Annotated in this window: 20 protein-coding genes; 12 read left to right on the top strand and 8 right to left on the bottom strand. The window is 33.7% G+C overall.

Annotation, left to right across the window (positions count from 1 at the left end; translation table 11 throughout):
- The first annotated feature begins 57 nt into the window (after positions 1-57).
- Together AO58_RS0101815 and tpiA are read left to right on the top strand one after the other, a co-directional pair.
- Positions 58-552 carry a TlpA family protein disulfide reductase gene (locus tag AO58_RS0101815; protein WP_024980069.1) on the top strand — a complete coding sequence of 165 codons (495 nt, stop codon included), beginning with the start codon at positions 58-60 and terminating at the stop codon, positions 550-552.
- A 30-nt stretch (positions 553-582) separates the two neighbouring features.
- Entirely contained in the window at positions 583-1,335 is a 753-nt protein-coding gene (gene tpiA, locus AO58_RS0101810; protein ID WP_024980068.1) for a triose-phosphate isomerase, read from the top strand.
- A 300-nt stretch (positions 1,336-1,635) separates the two neighbouring features.
- Here tpiA and katG read toward each other — a convergent pair whose 3' ends face one another.
- Positions 1,636-3,852: a catalase/peroxidase HPI gene (katG, locus tag AO58_RS0101805; protein WP_024980067.1), complete on the bottom strand. Its 2,217-nt coding sequence runs from the start codon at positions 3,850-3,852 to the stop codon at positions 1,636-1,638.
- Positions 3,853-4,095: 243 nt separating this feature from the next.
- Positions 4,096-6,021, bottom strand: coding sequence for an amino acid permease (locus tag AO58_RS0101800; protein ID WP_024980066.1), 1,926 nt, complete (start codon positions 6,019-6,021; stop codon positions 4,096-4,098).
- A 547-nt stretch (positions 6,022-6,568) separates the two neighbouring features.
- On the opposite strand from AO58_RS0101800, the gene AO58_RS0101795 reads away from it, so the two are divergent.
- From AO58_RS0101795 to AO58_RS0101780, 3 genes are all read left to right on the top strand, one after another.
- A complete protein-coding gene (locus AO58_RS0101795; protein WP_024980065.1) occupies positions 6,569-7,783 on the top strand; it encodes an anhydro-N-acetylmuramic acid kinase in 1,215 nt (404 codons plus the stop codon).
- A gap of 310 nt (positions 7,784-8,093) precedes the next feature.
- On the top strand, positions 8,094-8,567 hold the full coding sequence (locus AO58_RS0101785; protein WP_024980064.1) for a hypothetical protein: 474 nt from the start codon (positions 8,094-8,096) through the stop codon (positions 8,565-8,567).
- Positions 8,568-8,633: 66 nt separating this feature from the next.
- Positions 8,634-9,212: a hypothetical protein gene (locus tag AO58_RS0101780; RefSeq protein WP_024980063.1), complete on the top strand. Its 579-nt coding sequence runs from the start codon at positions 8,634-8,636 to the stop codon at positions 9,210-9,212.
- A gap of 66 nt (positions 9,213-9,278) precedes the next feature.
- On the opposite strand, the gene AO58_RS0101775 is transcribed toward AO58_RS0101780, so the two are convergent.
- The 4 genes from AO58_RS0101775 to AO58_RS0101760 form a co-directional block, all read right to left on the bottom strand.
- A complete protein-coding gene (locus tag AO58_RS0101775; RefSeq protein WP_306372101.1) occupies positions 9,279-9,725 on the bottom strand; it encodes a sensor of ECF-type sigma factor in 447 nt (148 codons plus the stop codon).
- 33 nt (positions 9,726-9,758) lie between these two features.
- On the bottom strand, positions 9,759-10,172 hold the full coding sequence (locus AO58_RS0101770) for a hypothetical protein (RefSeq protein ID WP_024980061.1): 414 nt from the start codon (positions 10,170-10,172) through the stop codon (positions 9,759-9,761).
- Positions 10,173-10,204: 32 nt separating this feature from the next.
- Entirely contained in the window at positions 10,205-10,747 is a 543-nt protein-coding gene (locus AO58_RS0101765) for an RNA polymerase sigma factor (RefSeq protein WP_024980060.1), read from the bottom strand.
- Positions 10,748-10,811: 64 nt separating this feature from the next.
- The gene (locus AO58_RS0101760; RefSeq protein WP_024980059.1) at positions 10,812-11,918 is read right to left on the bottom strand and encodes an SRPBCC family protein; all 1,107 of its coding nucleotides are present in this window, start codon (positions 11,916-11,918) and stop codon (positions 10,812-10,814) included.
- A gap of 332 nt (positions 11,919-12,250) precedes the next feature.
- On the opposite strand from AO58_RS0101760, the gene AO58_RS0101750 reads away from it, so the two are divergent.
- The gene (locus AO58_RS0101750) at positions 12,251-12,652 is read left to right on the top strand and encodes a pyrophosphohydrolase domain-containing protein (protein ID WP_024980057.1); all 402 of its coding nucleotides are present in this window, start codon (positions 12,251-12,253) and stop codon (positions 12,650-12,652) included.
- A 57-nt stretch (positions 12,653-12,709) separates the two neighbouring features.
- Here AO58_RS0101750 and AO58_RS0101745 read toward each other — a convergent pair whose 3' ends face one another.
- Positions 12,710-13,777, bottom strand: coding sequence for a branched-chain amino acid aminotransferase (locus AO58_RS0101745; RefSeq protein WP_024980056.1), 1,068 nt, complete (start codon positions 13,775-13,777; stop codon positions 12,710-12,712).
- Positions 13,778-14,156: 379 nt separating this feature from the next.
- On the opposite strand from AO58_RS0101745, the gene mnmC2 reads away from it, so the two are divergent.
- A complete protein-coding gene (gene mnmC2, locus AO58_RS0101740; RefSeq protein ID WP_024980055.1) occupies positions 14,157-14,825 on the top strand; it encodes a tRNA (5-methylaminomethyl-2-thiouridine)(34)-methyltransferase MnmC2 in 669 nt (222 codons plus the stop codon).
- Between the two features lie 119 nt (positions 14,826-14,944).
- Entirely contained in the window at positions 14,945-15,142 is a 198-nt protein-coding gene (locus AO58_RS0101735; RefSeq protein ID WP_024980054.1) for a hypothetical protein, read from the top strand.
- Positions 15,143-15,177: 35 nt separating this feature from the next.
- Here the strand turns inward: AO58_RS0101735 and AO58_RS0101730 are convergent, their stop codons facing one another.
- Positions 15,178-16,119 (bottom strand): LysR substrate-binding domain-containing protein, encoded by a 942-nt coding sequence (locus tag AO58_RS0101730; RefSeq protein WP_024980053.1) that lies wholly within the window; start codon positions 16,117-16,119, stop codon positions 15,178-15,180.
- Between the two features lie 373 nt (positions 16,120-16,492).
- Between AO58_RS0101730 and AO58_RS0101725 the strand changes: the two genes are divergently transcribed.
- The 4 genes from AO58_RS0101725 (at position 16,493) to AO58_RS0101705 (ending at position 21,152) form a co-directional block, all read left to right on the top strand.
- The gene (locus AO58_RS0101725) at positions 16,493-16,783 is read left to right on the top strand and encodes a DUF4834 family protein (RefSeq protein ID WP_024980052.1); all 291 of its coding nucleotides are present in this window, start codon (positions 16,493-16,495) and stop codon (positions 16,781-16,783) included.
- A gap of 48 nt (positions 16,784-16,831) precedes the next feature.
- Positions 16,832-19,243, top strand: a complete 2,412-nt coding sequence (locus AO58_RS0101720) for a YfhO family protein (protein WP_024980051.1) — start codon at positions 16,832-16,834, stop codon at positions 19,241-19,243.
- 150 nt (positions 19,244-19,393) lie between these two features.
- Complete coding sequence (locus tag AO58_RS16825) at positions 19,394-19,852, top strand: hypothetical protein (RefSeq protein WP_035717231.1); 459 nt, start codon at positions 19,394-19,396, stop codon at positions 19,850-19,852.
- A gap of 1 nt (position 19,853) precedes the next feature.
- Positions 19,854-21,152: a glycosyltransferase family 4 protein gene (locus AO58_RS0101705; RefSeq protein WP_035717230.1), complete on the top strand. Its 1,299-nt coding sequence runs from the start codon at positions 19,854-19,856 to the stop codon at positions 21,150-21,152.
- Positions 21,153-21,173 lie beyond the last annotated feature (21 nt).

Raw genomic sequence — 21,173 nt, 5'->3', positions numbered from 1 at the left:
ATTTCGTGATAGATGAAATACTTTCTTTAAATTTGTAAAAACCAAAAAAATACATTTATGAAAAAAATGCTAGCTATTTTTATCGCTTTTGCTAGTTTTTCTTGTTCTCAAGCGCAAAAAACCAATTTTTCACCTGTTGCTTTGAATGAAAAACTATTGTCCTTGTCAGACCAACAAGTTGCTTTTAAGGATATTTTAAAAAAGAACAAAGGTAAAACTGTGGTTGTTGAAATGTGGGCGTCTTGGTGTGGTGATTGTGTAAAAGCGATGCCTAAATTGAAAGCATTACAAGCTAACCATCCCGAAGTGAATTATGTTTTTATCTCTATGGATAAAACAGCCGATAAATGGAAACAAGGCATTGAAAAGCATGAAATAAAAGGAGATCACTATATGGCCAATGACCAGATGAAAGGAGTATTTGCCAAAGCAATTGATCTTGATTGGATTCCAAGGTATATTATAATCGATAAAAAAGGCAAAATTGTGCGTTATCGAGCCGTTGAAACCGATTTTGATGTTATTGAAGAAACCTTAAACAGTTTAAAATAAATTACAAATTCAACTATAAATACAAAAAAGATGAGAAAGAAGATTGTTGCAGGAAACTGGAAAATGCATAAAAATGCTACTCAAACACAAGAATTATTATCCGATTTATTAGCTAAAATACCAGCTCAAACCAACGCACAAGTTATTGTAGCGCCTACTTATATTAATTTGGCTGCTGCTGTAGCTAAAGTAGAAGGTTCTGCTGTGGAGGTTGCAGCTCAAAATCTTCATCAAGCGGAAAGCGGTGCTTTTACCGGTGAGATTTCTGCTGATATGATTAAGAGTGTAGGAGTGAATCATGTTATTTTAGGTCATTCAGAGCGTAGAGCTATTTTTCACGAAACAGATGCCTTGATTGCAAGTAAAGTAAATACAGCTCTAGAACATGACATGACTGTTATTTTCTGTTTTGGAGAAGAGTTAAAAGACCGTCAATCTGGGAATCATTTTAACGTTGTTGAGAACCAATTGAAAGACGGTTTATTCCATATCGCTGCCGCTGATTGGGAAAAAGTAGTGTTAGCTTATGAGCCAGTTTGGGCTATTGGTACAGGTGAAACAGCTTCTCCTGAGCAAGCACAAGAAATGCACGAATTTATTAGAGAAACGGTTCGTAAAGCATTTACTAGTGAAATTGCAGAAGATCTTTCTATCTTGTACGGTGGAAGTGTTAAACCAGACAATGCTAAAGAAATTTTCTCTAAACCAGACGTTGATGGTGGGTTAATTGGTGGAGCTGCGTTGAACGCTTCTGATTTTGTAGCTATCATCACTGCTATCTAAGATACGAAATCATTCTTAAATATCGTTACTAAAAAACGGCTGTCTATTTAGGCAGCCGTTTTTGTTGTTTTTATTATGTTCCTTTTGCTTGATTCTGTAATAAACAGCATTTTCGCAACTTATTATTTGGGCGTTACCACAAGGGTCGGGCTTTACGCTACAATCTTTTTGAGGCAGAAAAGCCTCAAAAAGGATTTTCGCTTCAAACGAAGTTCACTGAACTCCTATTAAAATAGTATAAGTGAAGTAATCCCTAACGCAAAATGCTGTAATGAATAGCATTAGGCTGTATTTTTAGTATTACACTAAATCAAAACGATCTGCATTCATGACTTTGGTCCAAGCTTTTACGAAATCTGTAACGAATTTTTCTTTGGCATCGGAATAGGCATATACTTCAGCAATTGCTCTTAATTCTGAGTTAGAACCAAATATTAAATCGACTCTACTTCCAGTCCATTTTGCAGTACCTGTTGCTCTGTTGCGACCTTCAAATGCGTCATCCGAGCTATTAACAGCACTCCAAGAAGTACTTAAATCCAAGAGGTTTACAAAGAAATCATTACTCAATACTTCTTCTTGATGGGTGAATACGCCTAGTTTTGAATGATTAAAATTGGTGTTTAAAACACGTAATCCACCAATTAAAACAGTCATTTCTGGGGCTGTTAGCGTAAGTAATTGTGCTCTATCTATCAGCATTTCCTCAGCAGAAACCGTAAATTTAGTTTTGGAGTAATTTCTAAAACCATCCGCCATTGGTTCTAAAAGTTCAAAAGACTCCGTGTCTGTTTGTTCTTGTGTAGCATCGGTTCTACCAGGAGTGAACGCAACGGTTAGGGTATGTCCGGCATTTTTAGCAGCCTTTTCAACACCAACATTTCCGGCTAAGACGATCAAATCACCAAGAGATACTGTTTTGTTATCGGTTTGCGCAGCATTAAAATCATGTTGAATAGTTTCAAGTATTCCTAATACTTTATTCAATTGATCTGGAAGATTTACTTCCCAATCTTTTTGAGGCGCTAATCGGATTCGCGCTCCATTGGCACCACCTCTTTTGTCAGAACCACGAAATGTTGAGGCAGATGCCCAAGCAGTGGAAACTAATTCTGAAATAGTTAAAGATGAATTTGCTATAGCGGCTTTTAAAGTGTTACTATCTTCATTGTTGATTAGTGTGCCAATTGGTTTCGGAACTGGATCTTGCCAAATTAATTCTTCTTTAGGAACTTCAGGTCCCAAATAGCGTGAAACAGGTCCCATATCACGATGGGTTAGTTTGAACCATGCTCGTGCAAATGCATCGGCAAGTTCATCAGGGTTTTGGTGAAATCTACGAGATATTTTTTCATAGACAGGATCCATTTTTAAGGCCATGTCTGCAGTAGTCATCATCAATCGTTGTTTTTTGGTTGGGTCGCCAGCAGCAGGGGCCATTTTGGCATTGGAAGCTTCAGTTGGTGTCCATTGATGTGCGCCTGCAGGACTTTTGGTTAATTCCCAATCGTATCCTAATAAAACATTGAAATAATCGTTGTCCCATTGTGTAGGGTTTGGAGTCCAAGCGCCTTCAATTCCACTAGTAATTGTATCGTCACCTTTACCGGTTCCAAATGTGTTTTTCCAACCAAGACCTTGTTCTTCTATAGAAGCTCCTGCTGGTTCTGGTCCTACATACACACTTGGGTCTGCAGCTCCATGGGCTTTTCCAAAAGTATGTCCACCTGCTACTAGGGCTACGGTTTCTTCATCATTCATGGCCATACGGGCAAATGTTTCACGAATGTCTTTTGCGGAGGCTAATGGATCAGGATTACTATTTGGACCTTCTGGATTTACATATATTAATCCCATTTGAACAGCTGCCAATGGATTTTCAAGTTCTCTATCTCCAGTATAGCGTTTGTCTTCAAGCCATTTTCCTTCAGATCCCCAATAAATATCTTCTTCAGGTTCCCAAACATCTTCTCTACCGCCACCAAAACCAAACGTTTGTAGTCCCATAGATTCCAAGGCACAATTTCCTGCCAAGATCATCAAATCTGCCCAAGAAAGTTTCTTTCCGTATTTTTGTTTTATTGGCCAAAGTAGTAATCTGGCTTTATCTAGATTTCCATTGTCTGGCCAACTATTTAGTGGAGCGAAACGTTGTGTTCCAGATCCTGCGCCACCTCGCCCGTCTGCTGTACGATACGTACCAGCACTATGCCAAGCCATACGTATAAATAGTGGTCCGTAATGACCATAATCAGCTGGCCACCAGTCTTGGGAGTCGGTCATTAGGTCAAAAATATCTTTTTTGAGTGCGTTATAGTCCAAACTATTAAAGGCTGCTTTGTAGTCGAAATGTTCTCCCATAGGATTCGATAGCGAAGAATTTTGTCTTAGAATGGATAAATTCAATTGATTAGGCCACCAATCACGATTATTGGTTCCTGAGCCTGCACTTTTAGTTAGAGTACCGCTTGAAAAAGGGCATTTGCCACTTGCATTGGTTTTTGGATTGTTTTCCATAGTATTTTGTTTTAATGTATTGATCGTTATGATTGCTAAGATAGCGCGTTTTTATCTATTTAAAAATTAGTTACAATAGATAAAAACTATTTTAAGATGTTTTTTTTATTTATAAAGATATTAAAATTGTATAAAATTATTGATAATCAGTGTTTTGAATTTTGTATTGCTTTGGGGTATAAAAAAAACCTCCCAGATCGTTCTAGGAGGTTTAAGGTTTTATTTTGAAGAATTTACTTGTATTTATTTTACATTTAGTTTACTGTTCTTTCGGCTAAAACTAAAGTAAATGACCAATCCTATCAGTAACCATATACCGAAGTAAATCCAGTTCCATACACTTAATTCGGCCATCATATATAAACAACATATCAAACCTAGTAATGGGATTAGTGACAGATTTTGACGATACGCCCAAATAGATAATCCTATTAAAGAGAATAAGAAGATCCACATTGGTATTTTATGTTTAAATAAATCAAAACCACTTTCATATTTGAGACTGTCATCAATTGGCAATCCAGCTACTATGGCTTTATATTCAGCCTCATTTTCAGCATGAATACTTAACAAATTCTCTAAATCGATCTCTGATTTTGGCGCTTTGCTTCCTTCTGTAGCAATTAAATAATCTCTTACAGTTTGAGATTCTTCTTTGTTGAGTGAGGTGACAATACTTGAAGGTTCGTTTACTTGTGTAGTATTGGTAATAAAATCCATGGTTGCCTGTTTGTTGAAAGTAAAAGCAAATACTAGACCTGCAATCAAGAATAACGGCATAATGAATTTTGAATTTACATAAGGCGTTTTGAATTTTCCACGAGGGATGTCTGTTTTATTTTGAAGCGATAAAACACCTGCACACACTAATACAAAAGCAAATAATGTTCCAATACTACATAAGTCTGTCACCATTGTAAGGTTTAAAAATAATGCTGGAACTGCCACTACAAAACCGGTTACGATTGTAGCAAAGGATGGTGTTTTGAATTTAGGGTGAACGGTTGAAAATTTCTTTGGTAATAATCCGTCTCTACTCATGCTCATCCAAATACGAGGTTGTCCCATTTGGAATACTAACAATACGCTGGCCATGGCTACCACAGCTGATACAGCAATAATGCCGGAAAGCCATTTTAAATCTAATTTATCAAACACAAAAGCCAAAGGATCTCCAACATTTAATTGATTGTAGCTTACCATTCCAGTTAATACTAATGCAATCGAAATGTATAATAAGGTACATATAATGATAGCCCACATCATTCCTTTGGGTAAATCGCGCTGTGGATCTTTACATTCTTCAGCAGTTGTTGATATCGCATCAAAGCCGATGTATGCGAAAAAAACAGCGGAAACTCCTTTTAAAACCCCCGAAACACCATTTGGAGCAAAGGGCTGCCAGTTGGCAGTGTCTACATAGAAAATACCAACAGCAATAACTAATAGTACAACACAAACTTTTATAGCGACCATTAAATTACTCGCATTTCTAGATTCTTTCATGCCGCGATACACCAAAGCTGTAATTAAAACAATAATTAACAAAGCAGGTAAGTCAGCCACCAAATGAAATGATCCAATAGTAGGAGATGTGGTCCAAGCGGTGTAGGCCATTTGTGTAGCTGTTTCTAAGTTTTCAAATGATTTACCGCCTTGCATTAACGCGGTGGCTTCTTTGAACCCGTTTGAGGCAGTCAAATAATCCATTTGTACCCATTGTGGCAGGATAATGCCTCCACTTTCTAATAGTCCAGTGAAATAATCACTCCATGAGATGGCTACTGTTATGTTTCCAACTGCATATTCCATGATCAGTGCCCAACCAATAATCCAAGCTATTAATTCTCCAAAAGCAACATAGGAATAGGTGTAAGCACTTCCAGATACAGGGACCATTGAGGCAAATTCAGCATAAGCAAATGCGGCAAAACTACAAGCTATTGCTGTGAAAATAAATAAAAATATTACTGCAGGTCCACCGTCTGCACTAGCTTTCCCAATGGTGCTAAAAATTCCAGCACCTACAATGGCGGCAATTCCAAATGCAGTTAAGTCGCGAGCGGTTAAGTGTTTTCCTAAGGCATCATGTCCTTCGAGGTTGTTTTTTTCAACTTGTTTTAGAATGTCTTGAACTGTTTTTTTTCTAAATAAACCTTTTAATGCCATTTTTCGAATTTTATTGGTACTGTTGTTGTATAAATGCCTTGTAAATAAATGTTTTACTTTCTTAAACTAATGTTAAGATATGTTTTTTAACTGTTTTTCAAAACGATATAATGTTTTTTGTTTTTTATTTTTGCTGTAAAAAGAATAAATTCATTTTTAATACGTTAAAAAAGTCAAATATATGTAAAAATGTTTTGTTTGAAAAAAAATACATTTTTTTTATTTAAGATTTTATAACTTTTATTTTACAACGGGCATAAAAATAGTAATATACTAATTATCAAACCCGCAATTCAACATTTTTTTAGCATTTTGTAGTCAATTAATCCATTGATGAAATAAATAGATTTAAATTCAACTTGTAAATATTTAAAGTTTGTTAAATTTTATTTGAAGATTTGATGTGCTTAGATATTTGTTTTATAAACATTCGGTCTGTTGAAAAAAAATAATTACTATTAATAAGCGAAAGCAAGGTTTTATTGCTTTTGAAGTTGAATGTTGATATTTTAGTTAATTTTGAAAAGATAAATAACAGTACATTCAAATGAATTCAAACATAATCAAATTATCTAAAATTGCACAAAAAGAAGAACGAAATATTATTGGTTTAATGTCCGGAACTTCGTTGGATGGTTTAGATGTTGCTTATTGTAAAATTACTGGAGAGGGTATACATTCTAAAGTGAAATTGGTTCATTTTGAAACGATACCTTACGATACTGAAACAAAAAACGAAATTCGAAAAGTTTTTGCCAAAAAAAAGATTGATTTTCAGCAGCTGACGCTTTTGAATGAATGGATTGGCGTATTGCATGGGAACATGGTAAATCAATGTTTGAATCAATGGAACTTATCGAGTAACGATGTCGATTTGATTGCTTCTCATGGTCAAACGGTGCTTCACGCTCCAAAATCCTTACACCAACAAGAAAAATTCCCAAATGCTACATTGCAAATTGGTGATGGAGATCATATTGCCGTGCTTACACAATGTATCACGATTTCGGACTTCCGTCAAAAACATTTGGCATTGGGAGGTGAAGGAGCGCCATTGGCGGTGTACGGAGATTATTTTTTGTTTAGCACCGATTTAGAAAATCGTATTTTGTTAAATATTGGTGGAATTTCAAATTTTACTTTTTTGCCAAAATCTGGAGATTTTCAAGATGTTTTTGTTAGTGATACTGGAACTGGCAATACGCTGATGGATGCTTACACTCGACTGCATTTTCCTGATCTAGCCTTCGATGTCGATTCAAAAATCGCTCAATCAGGTTCAGTATCTTCGGATTTGTTATGCTCATTAAAAAACCATGATTTCTTTAAAGCTCCTTTCCCTAAAAGTACTGGTCCCGAATTGTTTAGTATGGAGTATTTAAATCGCTCTATGCAAGAATCTAATACTACTACATTAGGTGTCGCTGATGTTTTAGCCACCTTAACTCGATTTACAGCCGAAACCATTGCGGAGGCTATTATTGAAATTAGTGCTACTAAGTTATGTACTTCAAATAATTTATCTATTTATGTTTCTGGTGGAGGTATGCATAATCCGTTGCTAATGGACAATTTGAGGCAGTTACTTGATTTTTCAATACAATCCACTCTTGATTTAGGTATTGATGGTGATGCTAAAGAAGCAATACTCTTTGCTCTATTGGCAAATGAAACTGTAGTAGGAACCTCTTATATTAATGCCAATACTGTTACTCAAAACACCCCATATGCTAGTATGGGTAAAATTTCGTTTCCATTGTAGTTTTTATATACGCAAAAATACGTAGCTTTTTTTATGTATAAATGATTGTTAATATTTTTATATATTTTATGTAATTTAATAAATTTATTAATAATAAAATAAAATATAATCACTTAAAATTAATTTTATTTATTTTAAAGCTACTTGTTTGGTTTTATTGTTAAATTTAACAGTATAAAATTGATGATTGTTTTAATTAAATCGATTAGTTCTTTTTGGTGTAAAAAAAATTCTGTTTTTTTGATTTTATGTTTGTTGATGATTTTGCCTTTCAAAAGCCCTGAAGTTTTAACCTAAAACCTACGAAGTTATGGAAAATAATAAATCCCTTAATAGTTTTCAATGCTTTGTTTCTAACTCTAGTACTAAATCCAATAACAATAGCAGTAGTACAAGTTTATTATTGAATCAAAAAAAGCTTATCAGGGAGATTAATTTTCTTGAAAAGTCGGTAGTTGAATTACAAAAAGAAAGAGAAAAATTAAATTTACAGTTACTTCACGAAAAAAATAATTACAGCAATTCAAATCAATTCTCTAAGAATGATGTCCAAGAAGGATTGGAAGAAATTATGTTTATTATTTCTCATAAAATTAGATTGCCACTGACTAACATACTTGGTCTTACAAATTTGTTAAGTGCAGAACATAATGGAGATGCTGATAATCTTGAAATAGTTGAATTGATAAAAAAATCGGCAACAGATCTTGATGAATTTACCAAAGAATTGACTTTGTTTATCAAAAAAATGCATCGTAGAAAGAGAATGGATTTGTCTAAATAGCAATAGATAAAACATTTTGTATTGAATATTATCTGTTTTTTACATCTAATTTTTAAATCTATAGCCATGAAAACTTTAATTCTATTATTGGTAAGTGTTTTTACATTTGCACAAAGTGATAAAGAAAATTTCATTGCATTTTCAGGAGCGGTAGATGCTAGAAATTTATTTTTAGGAAGTGAACCGACTAATTATAAGTCAGGAATCAATTATTTACTTCAATTTGCTATGGTTTCAAGAAATTATGAAGTAAATGTTGGATACGAAAGTTTTTCTATTACCCAATTCAGTAAGTTTACGATTGGTTTTGGATATCATATTCCCTTACGTTTTAACATAGGAAGCTTATTGATTAAGTCAACAATAATTCCATCAATGGAGCCAACTTTAATCAATAGATGGGGTAATTGGGGAGGTGGTATTTCCTATGATCAAAAAAGTTCACATATTTCGGTGGGCGGAAACTTGGCTTATAGAATTAATATTTCTGATTCAATAGCAATCGAATATTTATTTAATGTTTTGCCAAGAGTTGATCTTAATGCTATGTATGGTGATGGAAGTTGGGATAATAGGAGAAGTTTGAATGGAATTCCATTGGTAGGAAGTAATTATTTTAAGTTGATTTATAAATTAAGAATTTAAGATTATATGTTTCATTTTTTATTCTAACAAAAGTTCATTCGGAAGTGGAATGAACTTTTGTTTTTTTTATTTGTTTTTGTTACGATATTGTTGTAGTAATTTGCGGTCAAAATCAATTTCAGATTTTCTGAGTTTTAGAATCTTAGTGGGTATTAAGATACCTCGAAGTGCTTGATTGTATTTTTTTCTACAATGATATTGTTCATCATCAGTGTTTTCTATTTGATTCAAAAAAACTAAGGCTTCTTTTTCGCTCATATTGTCTAGGGAGCCGTCGTTTAATTTCTTGGCATATGTTTTCATTTTTTGATGCCTTAATTCAAATTGTTTGTCGTCATAGGCATTGTAAACAGGCCAAAATTTAGCTGCTTCTTCGGGAGTCAAGTTGAGTTCGGTAGTCAAAAAAGCTACTTTCATGGCTTTGATTTGATCTCTTTTTTCTTTTAATCTTTCATTTTGACCAAAAGCAGTAAATGATAATAGCAAAATAATCAATGGGAGAATATGTTTCATTGTAATGTATTTTTTAATTTTATTTTATAGACTTTATTCAATTATAAGTTGCTCTATGTTTCCTTCTTTAATTAAGTAATCTTCAACGGTTGTCAGATCTGCACTCGTGGATTCTAACAGCGGTAAAGATTGGTTTAGGTTTATTTCATTTATTAAGTCGTATTCAGTAATATTGGGTTGATAGGCTAAATAATTCTCTAAATAAGTACTGTCAAATTCTGTAGTGCTACTATGAAAATGATTGTAAAGCGGTATACTCAACACACCAATCAAAATGGCTGCTGCTGCCCAAATTAATTTTTTTCTTTTTGAGAAAAGCGGAATTACTTTGGCTTCTTTATTGGGTAGATCCGCAAGAAGTGTAGCCGAAAAGGTGTCGAAATAATTTTCAGGAACCTTAAATCCAGCAGATATCTTGGGATGTTGATCTAATTTGAATTCTTTCATAATGTTTTTAGACTAATAAGTTGGCAAATGGTTTAATTTTCAGTCATAAAAGTTTCTATTTTTTTGGTGGCATGATGGTAAGAAGCTTTTAACCCTCCTACCGATGTTCCCAGAATTTCTGATATTTCTTCGTATTTTAAATCTTCAAAATATTTCATTTTGAAAACCAGTTGTTGTTTTTCTGGTAAGAGAGCGATTGCTTTTTGTAATTTAATTTGAATAGCATCTCCTTCAAAATAGACATCGGCTTCCAGATTTTGCAGTATTTTATCTTGCAACTCTTGTGAACTCACCTTGTTTTTTTTGGCCTTTTGATTTAGAAAAGTCAAAGCTTCATTAGTAGCTATGCGATACATCCAAGAGAAAAGTTTGCTATCTCCTTTAAAATCTTTTAAATAACGAAAAATTTTAATAAATGTATTTTGCAAAACATCGTCAGCATCATCATGATTCAAAACTATGTTTCGAATATGATGGTACAACGGTCTTTGGTATTCCTTCAATAACAGCTCGAACGCTTTATTTTGCGTTTTCGGATCTAGTAATTGCTGGATAAATGCTTTTTCGTCTTGCAAGTGTTACACTTTTTGTGGGTTAGACTAGCATTTACTTCGAAGGTTTAATTGTCGATTTTCTTTTTTAGAATTCAGAGGGTATCTCTTCCTCAATAGTGGTTTCCACAGGTTTTTTCTTTGGGATATACGTTCGAACAATTGGAGATGGAACAACTTTTGGTTGAATAGGAGTATAGATCGTTGTAATCCATTCAGAAGGTTTTGTGCTTTTATTCTTTCCAACGGTATAAACCTCAATATGAGAAAATGTTGTTGCTCTGGAAATGCCTTTTGTGTTAAAATAACTAGCAGTTTTATCTAAAGCTTTTAACATGTGCCTATAATCCCCTTTTGCTATCGTTTTTACCGCAGGGAAACCTTCAAGCTCGCCAATAGTTATGTCTTTTTCAATACTTATTAAGTTTTCGTCTTGGATCGGGAGGCAAAATGATAGTTTTACTGTTTCTTTGGGTAAGTCGTAAAGATGGTAGATGATAAAGGGTACTCCCGAGATTTTAATGCCATTCGCACTACAATAGTTAGTTAATTTCTCAAAAACAATTTTACTGTTTTTTGCAATATTACTTGTTTTACTGCTAAAAGTTTGGCTGATATAATTTGTTGAAGTTTTTCGAACTTCACCTACTACTTTAGAGGAATAAGTATTCATTTCGTAGTCTAAGATTTTATCTAAATTGATCAAGCTCTTTTCGTAAATACTTCCTAAATTACGTTCAACTCCTCCTTTTAAAGCGGCCAACATTTTTAATTCGAAACTCAAGTTACCTTTGGTTTTCCAAGTGACTTTTGTACCTCCAACAGTATCCTTGAAGTTCCAAAGTACCTCGGATTCGGTTCCGTTATTGTTTAGTTTTTGAACAATACTCTCATTGATTTTGCTTTTTATCGTCACAATATCACCTGTTCCTTCTGCTCCTGTCCACGAACATGAGGCTCCATTTCCAGAAGTAATACCAGAATAAGTCATGTTTAAACTCGAATCTTCAAGCATCCAAGTGTTGAAATCGGGCCAGTTTTGGTAGTCGTTAACATAAGTAAAAACGGCCGATTTAGGTGAGTTGATTACTTTACTGCGTTCCAATTGAAAATCACCTTTTTGCGTAGCAATAAAGATAGTAGTGGCAACAATACTGAGTAGAAATAATAAAAAAAGATACTTTAGGATTTGCATGAGATGTAAAATGTAAACTTGAGTAAAGTTAAAAATTTTATTCAAAAAAGGAGTCTATGAAATTTAATGCTTCAAAAAAATCTTAATAATAAACAAAATCCCAATAAAGGCAATAAATCCTAGTAAAATTTTATAATTTCCTTTATAAAAAACGCGATGTAAATTCGCGTCTTTTCGGTAGGCAATTATCATTGCAAAAATAAAGGCGATGGCGAAGCAGGCTCCAAATACTAATTGTCCTTGACTAAACATAATGGTAATTTTTTGTACAAATTTAAGGAATTGATTAGGAATTATTGCTAATTTGTACTTTCAATTCATAAATCAAAAGTATGCAAAAACAAATAGAAGCGGTAAAGGAATTTCATACTGCATTTGCCATAGGGCATAAAGAACAACCCCACGCTAATTTGGGTGAGGCAAAACAGCTGCTTCGCTTTAATTTGATGAAAGAAGAAAATGAAGAATATCTTGAAGCCGCCAATACTAATGATATTGTTGAAATTGCTGATGCTTTGGGCGATATGATGTATATTTTGTGCGGTACAATCATCGAACATGGATTGCAAGATCATATTGAAGCTGTTTTTGATGAAATTCAACGAAGCAATATGAGTAAATTGGGCGAGGACGGAAAACCAATTTATAGAGAAGATGGTAAAGTTATGAAAGGACCTAATTATTTCAAGCCTGATTTTTCTAAGATTCTCAAGATTGTTGCAGATTCAAAATAAAACGAAAGGCGATTTTCATCGTGAAAATCGCCTTTCGTATTTTTTATAAAGTATATATTAGATTTTTACAGTCCAACCAAATGGATCCGCTTCTAATTTGTGTTGCATTTTAGTTAGTTTGCTTTTCAATTGTTCTGCGTAAGAGTTTTCGATTTTAGGTAATTCGTAATATTTATCTTTATACGAATATCCAACAATTGGGTTAACCACTGCCGCTGTACCTGCTCCAAAAATTTCTTTTAATGTTCCGTTGTTAGAAGCTTCTACTAGTTCGCTAACCAAAACTGGTCGTACTTCTACATTGATGCCTTCTTTTTTGGCTAATTCAATTAAACTTTTTCTAGTAATTCCATCCAAAATTCTCTCGCTTACTGGAGCAGTCAACAATGTGTCGTTGATTCTGAAGAATACGTTCATGGTACCAGCTTCTTCAAGTTTAGTATGTGTCGCGTCATCTGTCCAAATTACTTGCTGGAAGCCTTCTTTGTTGGCTAAAGTAGTTGGATAAAATTGTGCAGCGTAGTTTCCGGCTGCTTTTGCAGCTCCAATTCCTCCATTGGCAGCTCTACTATAATGCTCAGCAATTAAAACTTTTACTTCACCAGAATAGTATGCTTTTGCTGGAGAAAGAATAATCATGAATTTGTATTCACTTGAAGGGTTGGCTACTACACCATCACCTGTTGCAATCATAAAAGGACGTATGTACATCGTATTACCTAATCCTTTCTTCACCCATGCTTCGTCGATTTTCAAAAGTTCGTTCAGTCCATTCATGAAAACTTCTTCTGGAACTTCAGGCATTGCCATTCTCACTGCCGACGCATTAAATCTTTTGTAATTTTCATCGGGTCTAAAAAGCCATAGATCATTATTGTCGTCTTTGTAAGCTTTCATTCCTTCAAAAATAGCTTGTCCGTAGTGAAAAACTTTGGCCGATGGGTCTAATAGAAAAGGTTGGTAGGGTTTAATTACAGGTTGTTGCCAAGCACCATTTTTAAAATCGCATTCCAATAAATGATCAGTAAAAACGGAACCAAAACTTAAATTATCAAAATCTACATCGTTTATTTTGGAAGTAGTAGCTTTTGTGATATCAATTGTTGTTGTTTGAGAAGTACTCATGATTAGGTTTTAATAGTTAAATTCAATAGCTAAAATCATAGAAAAAATGCTTCTTTTGTATGATTTTTATTTTTTTACAAAATTAAATAAAAAAGCCTATAAATAGTCCTAAAATTTTTCTCTCTGTTGAATTTGATAATGATTTGTAATTTTTCTAATAATCAGAATTATTTATTGTCTTTTTGATGAAAGAATAAATAAATACTTGAGATTTTGTCTGTTGCATAACGTTAGTAATGATTAATTTTGCTTTAAAACTAAAAACAAAATTCACAAATTTATTTTAATTTGTTTTAATTCAATGATAATGTTATTGTTGATCAAATGGTTAGTGATATTTTGAACAAAAAATAACGATAATACAATTACTTTTACCGCTATGAAAAGAAACGTGATTCAAACGTTGGATGGTTCTACCACGATCCAAATTGAGGATTGGGATGAATGTTATCATTCTAAGCATGGTGCAATACAAGAAGCCAAACATGTGTTTATCAAAAACGGATTGGCTCTTTTTCCTGCGCAATCCCTCTCCATTTTAGAAATAGGTTTTGGTACGGGACTCAATACTTTTATTACTTTTCTAGAAGCCAAAAAACTTCAGCAAACCATAAGTTATGTTGGGGTCGAGGCTTATCCAATTTCTGTTGCAGAGTTACAGGGTATGAATTATGTTTCGGAATTGCAGGCAGCAAGCGACCAAACAGTTTTTGATGCTATTCATTCTAGTGATTGGGAAAAAACTGTGGCGTTAGCTTCTAATTTTTCGTTAACTAAAAGGCAACAATTTTTTGAAGACATTAGTGATCAAGCGCAGTATGATTTGATTTATTTTGATGCTTTTGGTTATAGGGTTCAGCCGGATTTATGGAGTACCGAGATCTTTAAAAAAATGTTTGATGCACTCAAGAATAAGGGTGTTTTGGTTACGTATGCTGCTAGAGGCGTTGTAAAGAGAAGTATGATAGAAGTAGGTTTTACCGTCGAAAAATTAGAAGGGCCACCTGGTAAACGAGAAATGTTTAGAGCCACAAAGCGCGTGCCTTGATAGCACTTCGAAAACGTTATTAATTGCATAAAAAAACTATAAATCTTAGTTTGCTTTGTAAAAGCAAAGCATAAAAAAAGTATTTTTACAACAAGATAACCCCAAAATCTTATTTTATTATGTCTAAAATAATGTTTGATTACACTAAATCAGTGCTAGAAAGAGTAAGTTTTGACCATAGTCTTTTTTGTAAAGAATTAGAAAAAGCCATAAGAACTTTGTTGCCTTATGAATTGGAACAATTAAGAGAATGGTTGTTTGATTTTACTGAGAAAAAGCCAGAATTAAAACAATGTTTAATAATTGTAAATAGATAAAAGAAAGGAACCTGTTTAGGTTCCTTTTTTTATGTTTACTTTTTTTGGACAGGACTAATAATTTCAACATTTTGAAATACAATTGCTCCTTTAATTACTCCGGCAATCGTATTGCGCAAGGCGTCAATGATTTGAATTTTTAGCTCGTTTTTTGGGTAAATTAAGCTAATTTCTCTAGCGGGTTTTGGCTCTTTGAAATGTTTTAGTTTTCCTTTGTCAGATTCTTTCAAATCCAAGGTATGAAGATAGGGGAGTAATGTGGTGCCTAAGCCTTCATCAGCTAATTTGATTAAAGTTTCAAAGCTGCCGCTTTCAATAGTGAAGTGGTTGACTTGATTGGAATTGCTGTTTTTGCATAAATTCAAGATGCCATCTCTAAAACAGTGTCCATCTTGCAATAAAAGAATTTCATCTAAATTCAAATCGCTAACCTCTATTTCTTTTTTGTCAAAATGCTGATGACCTTCAGGAATGTAGGCAACAAAAGGTTCATAATACAAAGGAATTTCCTTTATTTTTTCTTCTAGAAGTGGAGTAGCCGCAATGGCAGCGTCCAGATGTCCATTATTTAGTTTGGTGATAATTTCAGCAGTATTGAGCTCTTCAATAATCAATCGTATTTTTGGATATTTTTTAATAAAATTATTCAAAAACATGGGCAATAAAGTAGGCATGATAGTAGGGATGATTCCTAAGCGAAATTCTCCTCCAATAAATCCTTTTTGTTGTTCTACTATATCCTGTATGCGATCTGCTTCGTTAACAATATTTTTGGCTTGATTTACAATTTTTTGACCAATCTCTGTAAGTTGTATTGGCTTTTTGGTTCGGTCAAAAATTTGAACACTTAGTTCTTCTTCTATTTTTTGAATTTGCATGCTGAGGGTGGGTTGCGTCACAAAGCATTTCTCAGCGGCTAGAGTAAAGTTTTTATGCTCTGCTACGGCGAGCACGTATTTTAATTGAGTAATTGTCATTGATAGTAAAATTTGATGTAAAGATAATTACAATCAATTAAAGTGATCGTGATTTCTACTTTTAATTCTAAATTCTTGCAGGAATTAATGAGCGATGCCTTAAATCTAATATAATTTTTAGCAGTTTATAATGTTTGATTTGATGGCAGGTAATATCATCATCGTACTTTAAAGCTTGTATTTGTTTTAATAATTATTTTTTACCTCAAAAAAAAAGTAACTTCGTATGAGTTAAAAACTAAATGCAAATCGTTTACAGTAAGTGTCTTGTTGGTTTTGTGTTGTTGTTGGTTGCGTTTTTTTATTATTTATTTATGATTTTTGTTTTAAAAATGAATGTTGGATTTAGTAAATTTGAAAAAATTTTTTCAATATGCAACTAGCTTCATTTAGTGGTTTTATAAAGACATTGTTATACATGATCATGTTTTACTATGTTTTTAAATTTTTAGCTAAACTTTTTTTGCCGATATTAGTTAAAAAAGCGGTTGAAAAAGCCGGAGAGAGTTTTCAGCAACAACAACAGTATTCACAACAACAGTACAATCAAAATAATAGAAACTATACTCATCAAGATGAGATTATTGTAGATACTGCACGTTCTAAAAACCCAAAAGAAACCAAAAAAGTGGGAGAATATGTGGATTACGAAGAAATAGATTAAATTTGTGCGCTGAAGCCCTTTTTTTAATCTAATTCAAATCTGAATCCATTGAAAGTTATAAATAAATTCTATCCGCACGCATTAGCTATTTTAGGTTTTGTAGTTATTTCTTTAATTTATTTTTATCCTGTTCTACAAGGAAAACAAATTTTCCAGTCTGATATCGCTCAGTTTACTGGGATGGCCAAAGAACAAAATGACTTTAGAGCCATCGAACATCAAGAACCTTTTTGGACAAATTCTGCTTTCGGTGGAATGCCTACCTATCAGTTAGGTGCAAAATATCCTCACGATTATATTGGTGCTCTTGATGATGCAATCCGATTTTTACCTAGACCAGCTGATTATTTATTCTTATACTTTCTAGGATTCTACGGCCTTTTATTGGTCTTAAAAATCGATCCGTTAAAAGCATTTTTTGGTGCAATTGCCTTTGGTTTTTCTACTTATTTGATTATTATTTTGGGAGTGGGACACAATGCTAAAGCCCATGCCATTGGGTATATGCCGATGGTTGTTGCTGGTTTTATTCTTGTTTTTCAACGTAAATATATTGTAGGTGGTTTGGTTACTTTATTTGCTACAGCCCTAGAAATTAATGCAAATCACTTTCAAATGACGTACTATTTGTTGTTGTTTTTGTTGATTTTGGTAGGGTATTATTCGTATCAGGCCATCAAAGAAAAACAATATCAGGATTTAGTAAAAAGTTTTGGGATTTTGGCGATTGCAGGGATAGTTGCAATTGGTGCCAATGCGACCAATTTATTAGCAACTTCTGAATATGCTGCTTTTAGTACGCGTGGGAAAAGTGAATTGACATTTAATCCAGATGGTTCTCCTAAATCGGGAGATAATGGGTTGACTCGAGATTATATTACAGAATACAGTTATGGTATCATGGAAAGCTTTAATTTGATTTCTCCAAGACTCTTTGGTGGTTCGAATAGTGAAGCTGTTGGGAAAGACAGTGCTATGTTTGAATTTATGGTGGGTCAAGGTGTTCCTGAAGATCAAGCTGCCGATTTTGCTAATGGATTACCAACGTATTGGGGTGATCAGCCAATTGTAGCAGCGCCTGCGTATATTGGAGTTGTGGTTTTCTTTTTAGGTATTCTGGCTCTTTTTATTGATGAACGAAAAATCAAATATGTTTTTTTTGGAGGAGCAATGTTTACTTTGATTTTATCTTGGGGTAAAAATTTTCCTTTGTTAACTGATTTCTTCATAGATTATATCCCAATGTACAATAAGTTCAGAGCTGTTTCTTCTATTCAAGTGGTACTCGAGATGTGCTTTCCTGTTTTGGCGATCATGGGGTTACAGTCTTTTTTTACTCTAGAAAAGCCACAACAAACTAAAGGAATTTTGCACACTGTACTATTTGGTTTAGGTGTTATGATAATTCTATTTGTTAGCAAAAGCGCATGGAATTTTGCCGGAGCAAATGATGGCTTGTATTTACAAAACTATGGTCCGGGATTTGTAGACGCACTAAAAGCAGATCGTATGAGTTTGTATAGTGCCGATTTATTGCGTTCATCTTTTTTTATTATTGTAGTAGCCGCTTTGTTGTGGTTGTATACCCAAAAGCGTTTGGCACAAAACACAGCCATAATTTTGGTCGGGATTTTGATGGTTTCAGATCTTTTCTTTGTGGATAAAAAATATGTTTCAGGAAAAGATTTTATGAATGGTAGAGAAGTGGCAGCTCCATTTCAGGAAACTCCTGCTGATATTCAAATTTTGAGAGATCCTTCTAATTATAGAGTTTTTGAGGTAAGTGGAAATCTATCAAGCGCAAGAGCTTCGTACTTTCATAAATCTCTGGGAGGTTATCACGCAGCTAAGCCTAGAAGAATTCAGCAATTATTCGATTATCAAGTCGCTAAAAATAATATTGAGGTTTTAGATTTTTTAAATGTAAAATACATCATTCAGACCGATAAAGAAGGCAAAGAATTTCCAACAGTTAATCCTAATGCGAATGGCAATGCTTGGTTTGTAAGTCAAATTAATGCAGTTTCTTCTGCTGATGAAGAAATGAAAGCTTTAGATAAGTTTGATTCTAAAAATGTGGCAATTGTCAATACAAAAGAGTTTGCTATTCAAAATAAAAACTTTGTAAAAGACACTTCAGCGGAAATAACTTTGGAGGACTACAAACCGAATCACTTAACGTACACTTCAAGTAATGCTAATGCTGGTTTAGCAGTGTTTTCTGAAATGTATTATGCTAAAGGTTGGAAAGCCTACGTTGATGGTAAAGAAACTCCAATTTACAGAGTAGATTATGTTTTGAGAGCTATTGAAATTCCAGCTGGGAAATACAAAGTAGAATTCAAATTCGAGCCACAAGTGGTTCAAACAGGAAGTATTATCGCCTTGGTAAGTTCTATTGGAATGCTATTGCTTTTGGTAGGAGGTATATATGTAGAGAGAAAAAAATCAAGAAAATAGAGTAAAGAAAGAGATGAAAACTAAAGCTAAAATCGATGCTAAAAAGGTTGAATTGCAAAAAATATATTTGGAGCGATTGGAACGATTTATGTCATTGGTCGAACTTTCATATGCTTTAAAACACGCACCTAGAGTTATACAGAAAAAATAATGCTTCCAGAAATAGTAAATATTTGGACAATATTCAACGAAAAAAATGTTCGTTATCTAACTATTGGAGGTCTTGCTGTAAATATTTATGGCTATACAAGAAACACTGGTGATATTGATATATTATTAGACGATACTACTGAAAACAGAATCAACCTTAGAGCCGCTTTTAAACAAATTGGAATAGGAGACTTTCCTCAAATTGAAACGATGCAATTTGTAGCAGGATATACAGATTTTACAATTTCGTATGATTTACGTTTGGATGTAATGACATCTATTAAGGGATTGGAAAATGCAAATTTTGATGAACTACTTCAAAATGCAACAATTGTTTACTTAAACGAAGTTCCTGTGTATTTCATTGATTATGATAGTTTGATACTGGCAAAAAAAGCGACTAATCGATTAAAGGATCAATTGGATATTGAGGAATTAAATAAATTGAATAACAAATAACTTGAAGAAAGATATCAAAAAACTCTTAATCATCACATATTATTGGCCGCCAGCCGGTGGGCCAGGGGTGCAACGTTGGCTTAAGTTTGTGAAATATTTGCCCGATTTTGATATACAGCCGATTGTTTATATTCCGGAAAATCCAACTTATCCCATAGTTGATGCTCATTTGGAAAAAGAAGTGTCGCAACAAGCCATTGTTTTGAAAAAAAGTATTTTTGAACCCTATCAATTGGCCTCTTTTTTTTCTAAAAATAAAACCAAAAAAATAAGCTCTGGAATCATTCCTAATCAAAAAAAGCAATCCTTTTTGGAAGCGTTTTTATTGTGGATACGTGGAAACTTATTCATTCCAGATGCCCGTGTTTTTTGGGTAAAACCTTCTGTTGCTTATTTAGAAAAATACATTGCTGATAATAATATCGATACCATCGTAACTTCAGGTCCTCCGCACAGTTTGCATTTGATTGGACTGGATTTGCAAAAAAAAGTAAACGTAAAATGGTTCGCCGATTTTCGTGACCCTTGGACGACTATTGGCTATCACAAAGCCTTGCGTTTGTCTAGTTATGCAGCCAAAAAGCATAAAAAATTAGAACATCAAGTACTGAATGCTGCCGATACGATAATTGTAACTAGCAAAACGACTAAGACGGAGTTTCAAGCCATTACTTCAAAACCTATTGAAGTTATTACGAATGGCTATGACACGGAAAATGTAGCGCCACAAACGTTAGATGCCAAATTCACATTGGCGCATATTGGCTCGTTTTTATCGGAACGCAACCCACTGATTCTTTGGGAAAGTTTAGTAGAGTTACTTGCCGAAATTCCTGACTTTAAAAAGCAACTTGAAATTAAATTGATGGGTGCTGTTAGTCAGGAAGTATTGGATACGATTACCCGATTTGGACTCAATGACTATTTGAATAATTTAGGCTACGTGTCACACGATGAAGCTGTAGCGCATCAGCGTAAATCACAAGTTTTATTATTAATCGAAATTGATTCAGAAGATACCAAAAGCATCATTCCAGGGAAACTTTTCGAATATATGGTTTCTGGAAGACCAATTATCGCTATTGGTCCCAAAGACTCTGATTTTGCCGAAATTATTACAGGAACCAATACTGGTGTGTTCTTTGAATATGATAAAAAACAGCAATTAAAAGCGACCATTTTATCCTACTATCAACAGTTTTTGGAAGGAAAATTGCAGTCGAATCCTGTTGGTTTACAAAAATATTCCAGAAAAAGTTTAACCAAAGAATTAGCTACTCTTTTAACCTCAAAACAGTAACTTCAAACCTCTAACTTCTAA

The sequence above is a fragment of the Flavobacterium succinicans LMG 10402 genome (assembly GCF_000611675.1).
Classification (GTDB): domain Bacteria; phylum Bacteroidota; class Bacteroidia; order Flavobacteriales; family Flavobacteriaceae; genus Flavobacterium; species Flavobacterium succinicans.
Note: the sequence above shows the minus strand (reverse complement) of the source record. Positions and strands in the feature narration are given on the sequence as shown.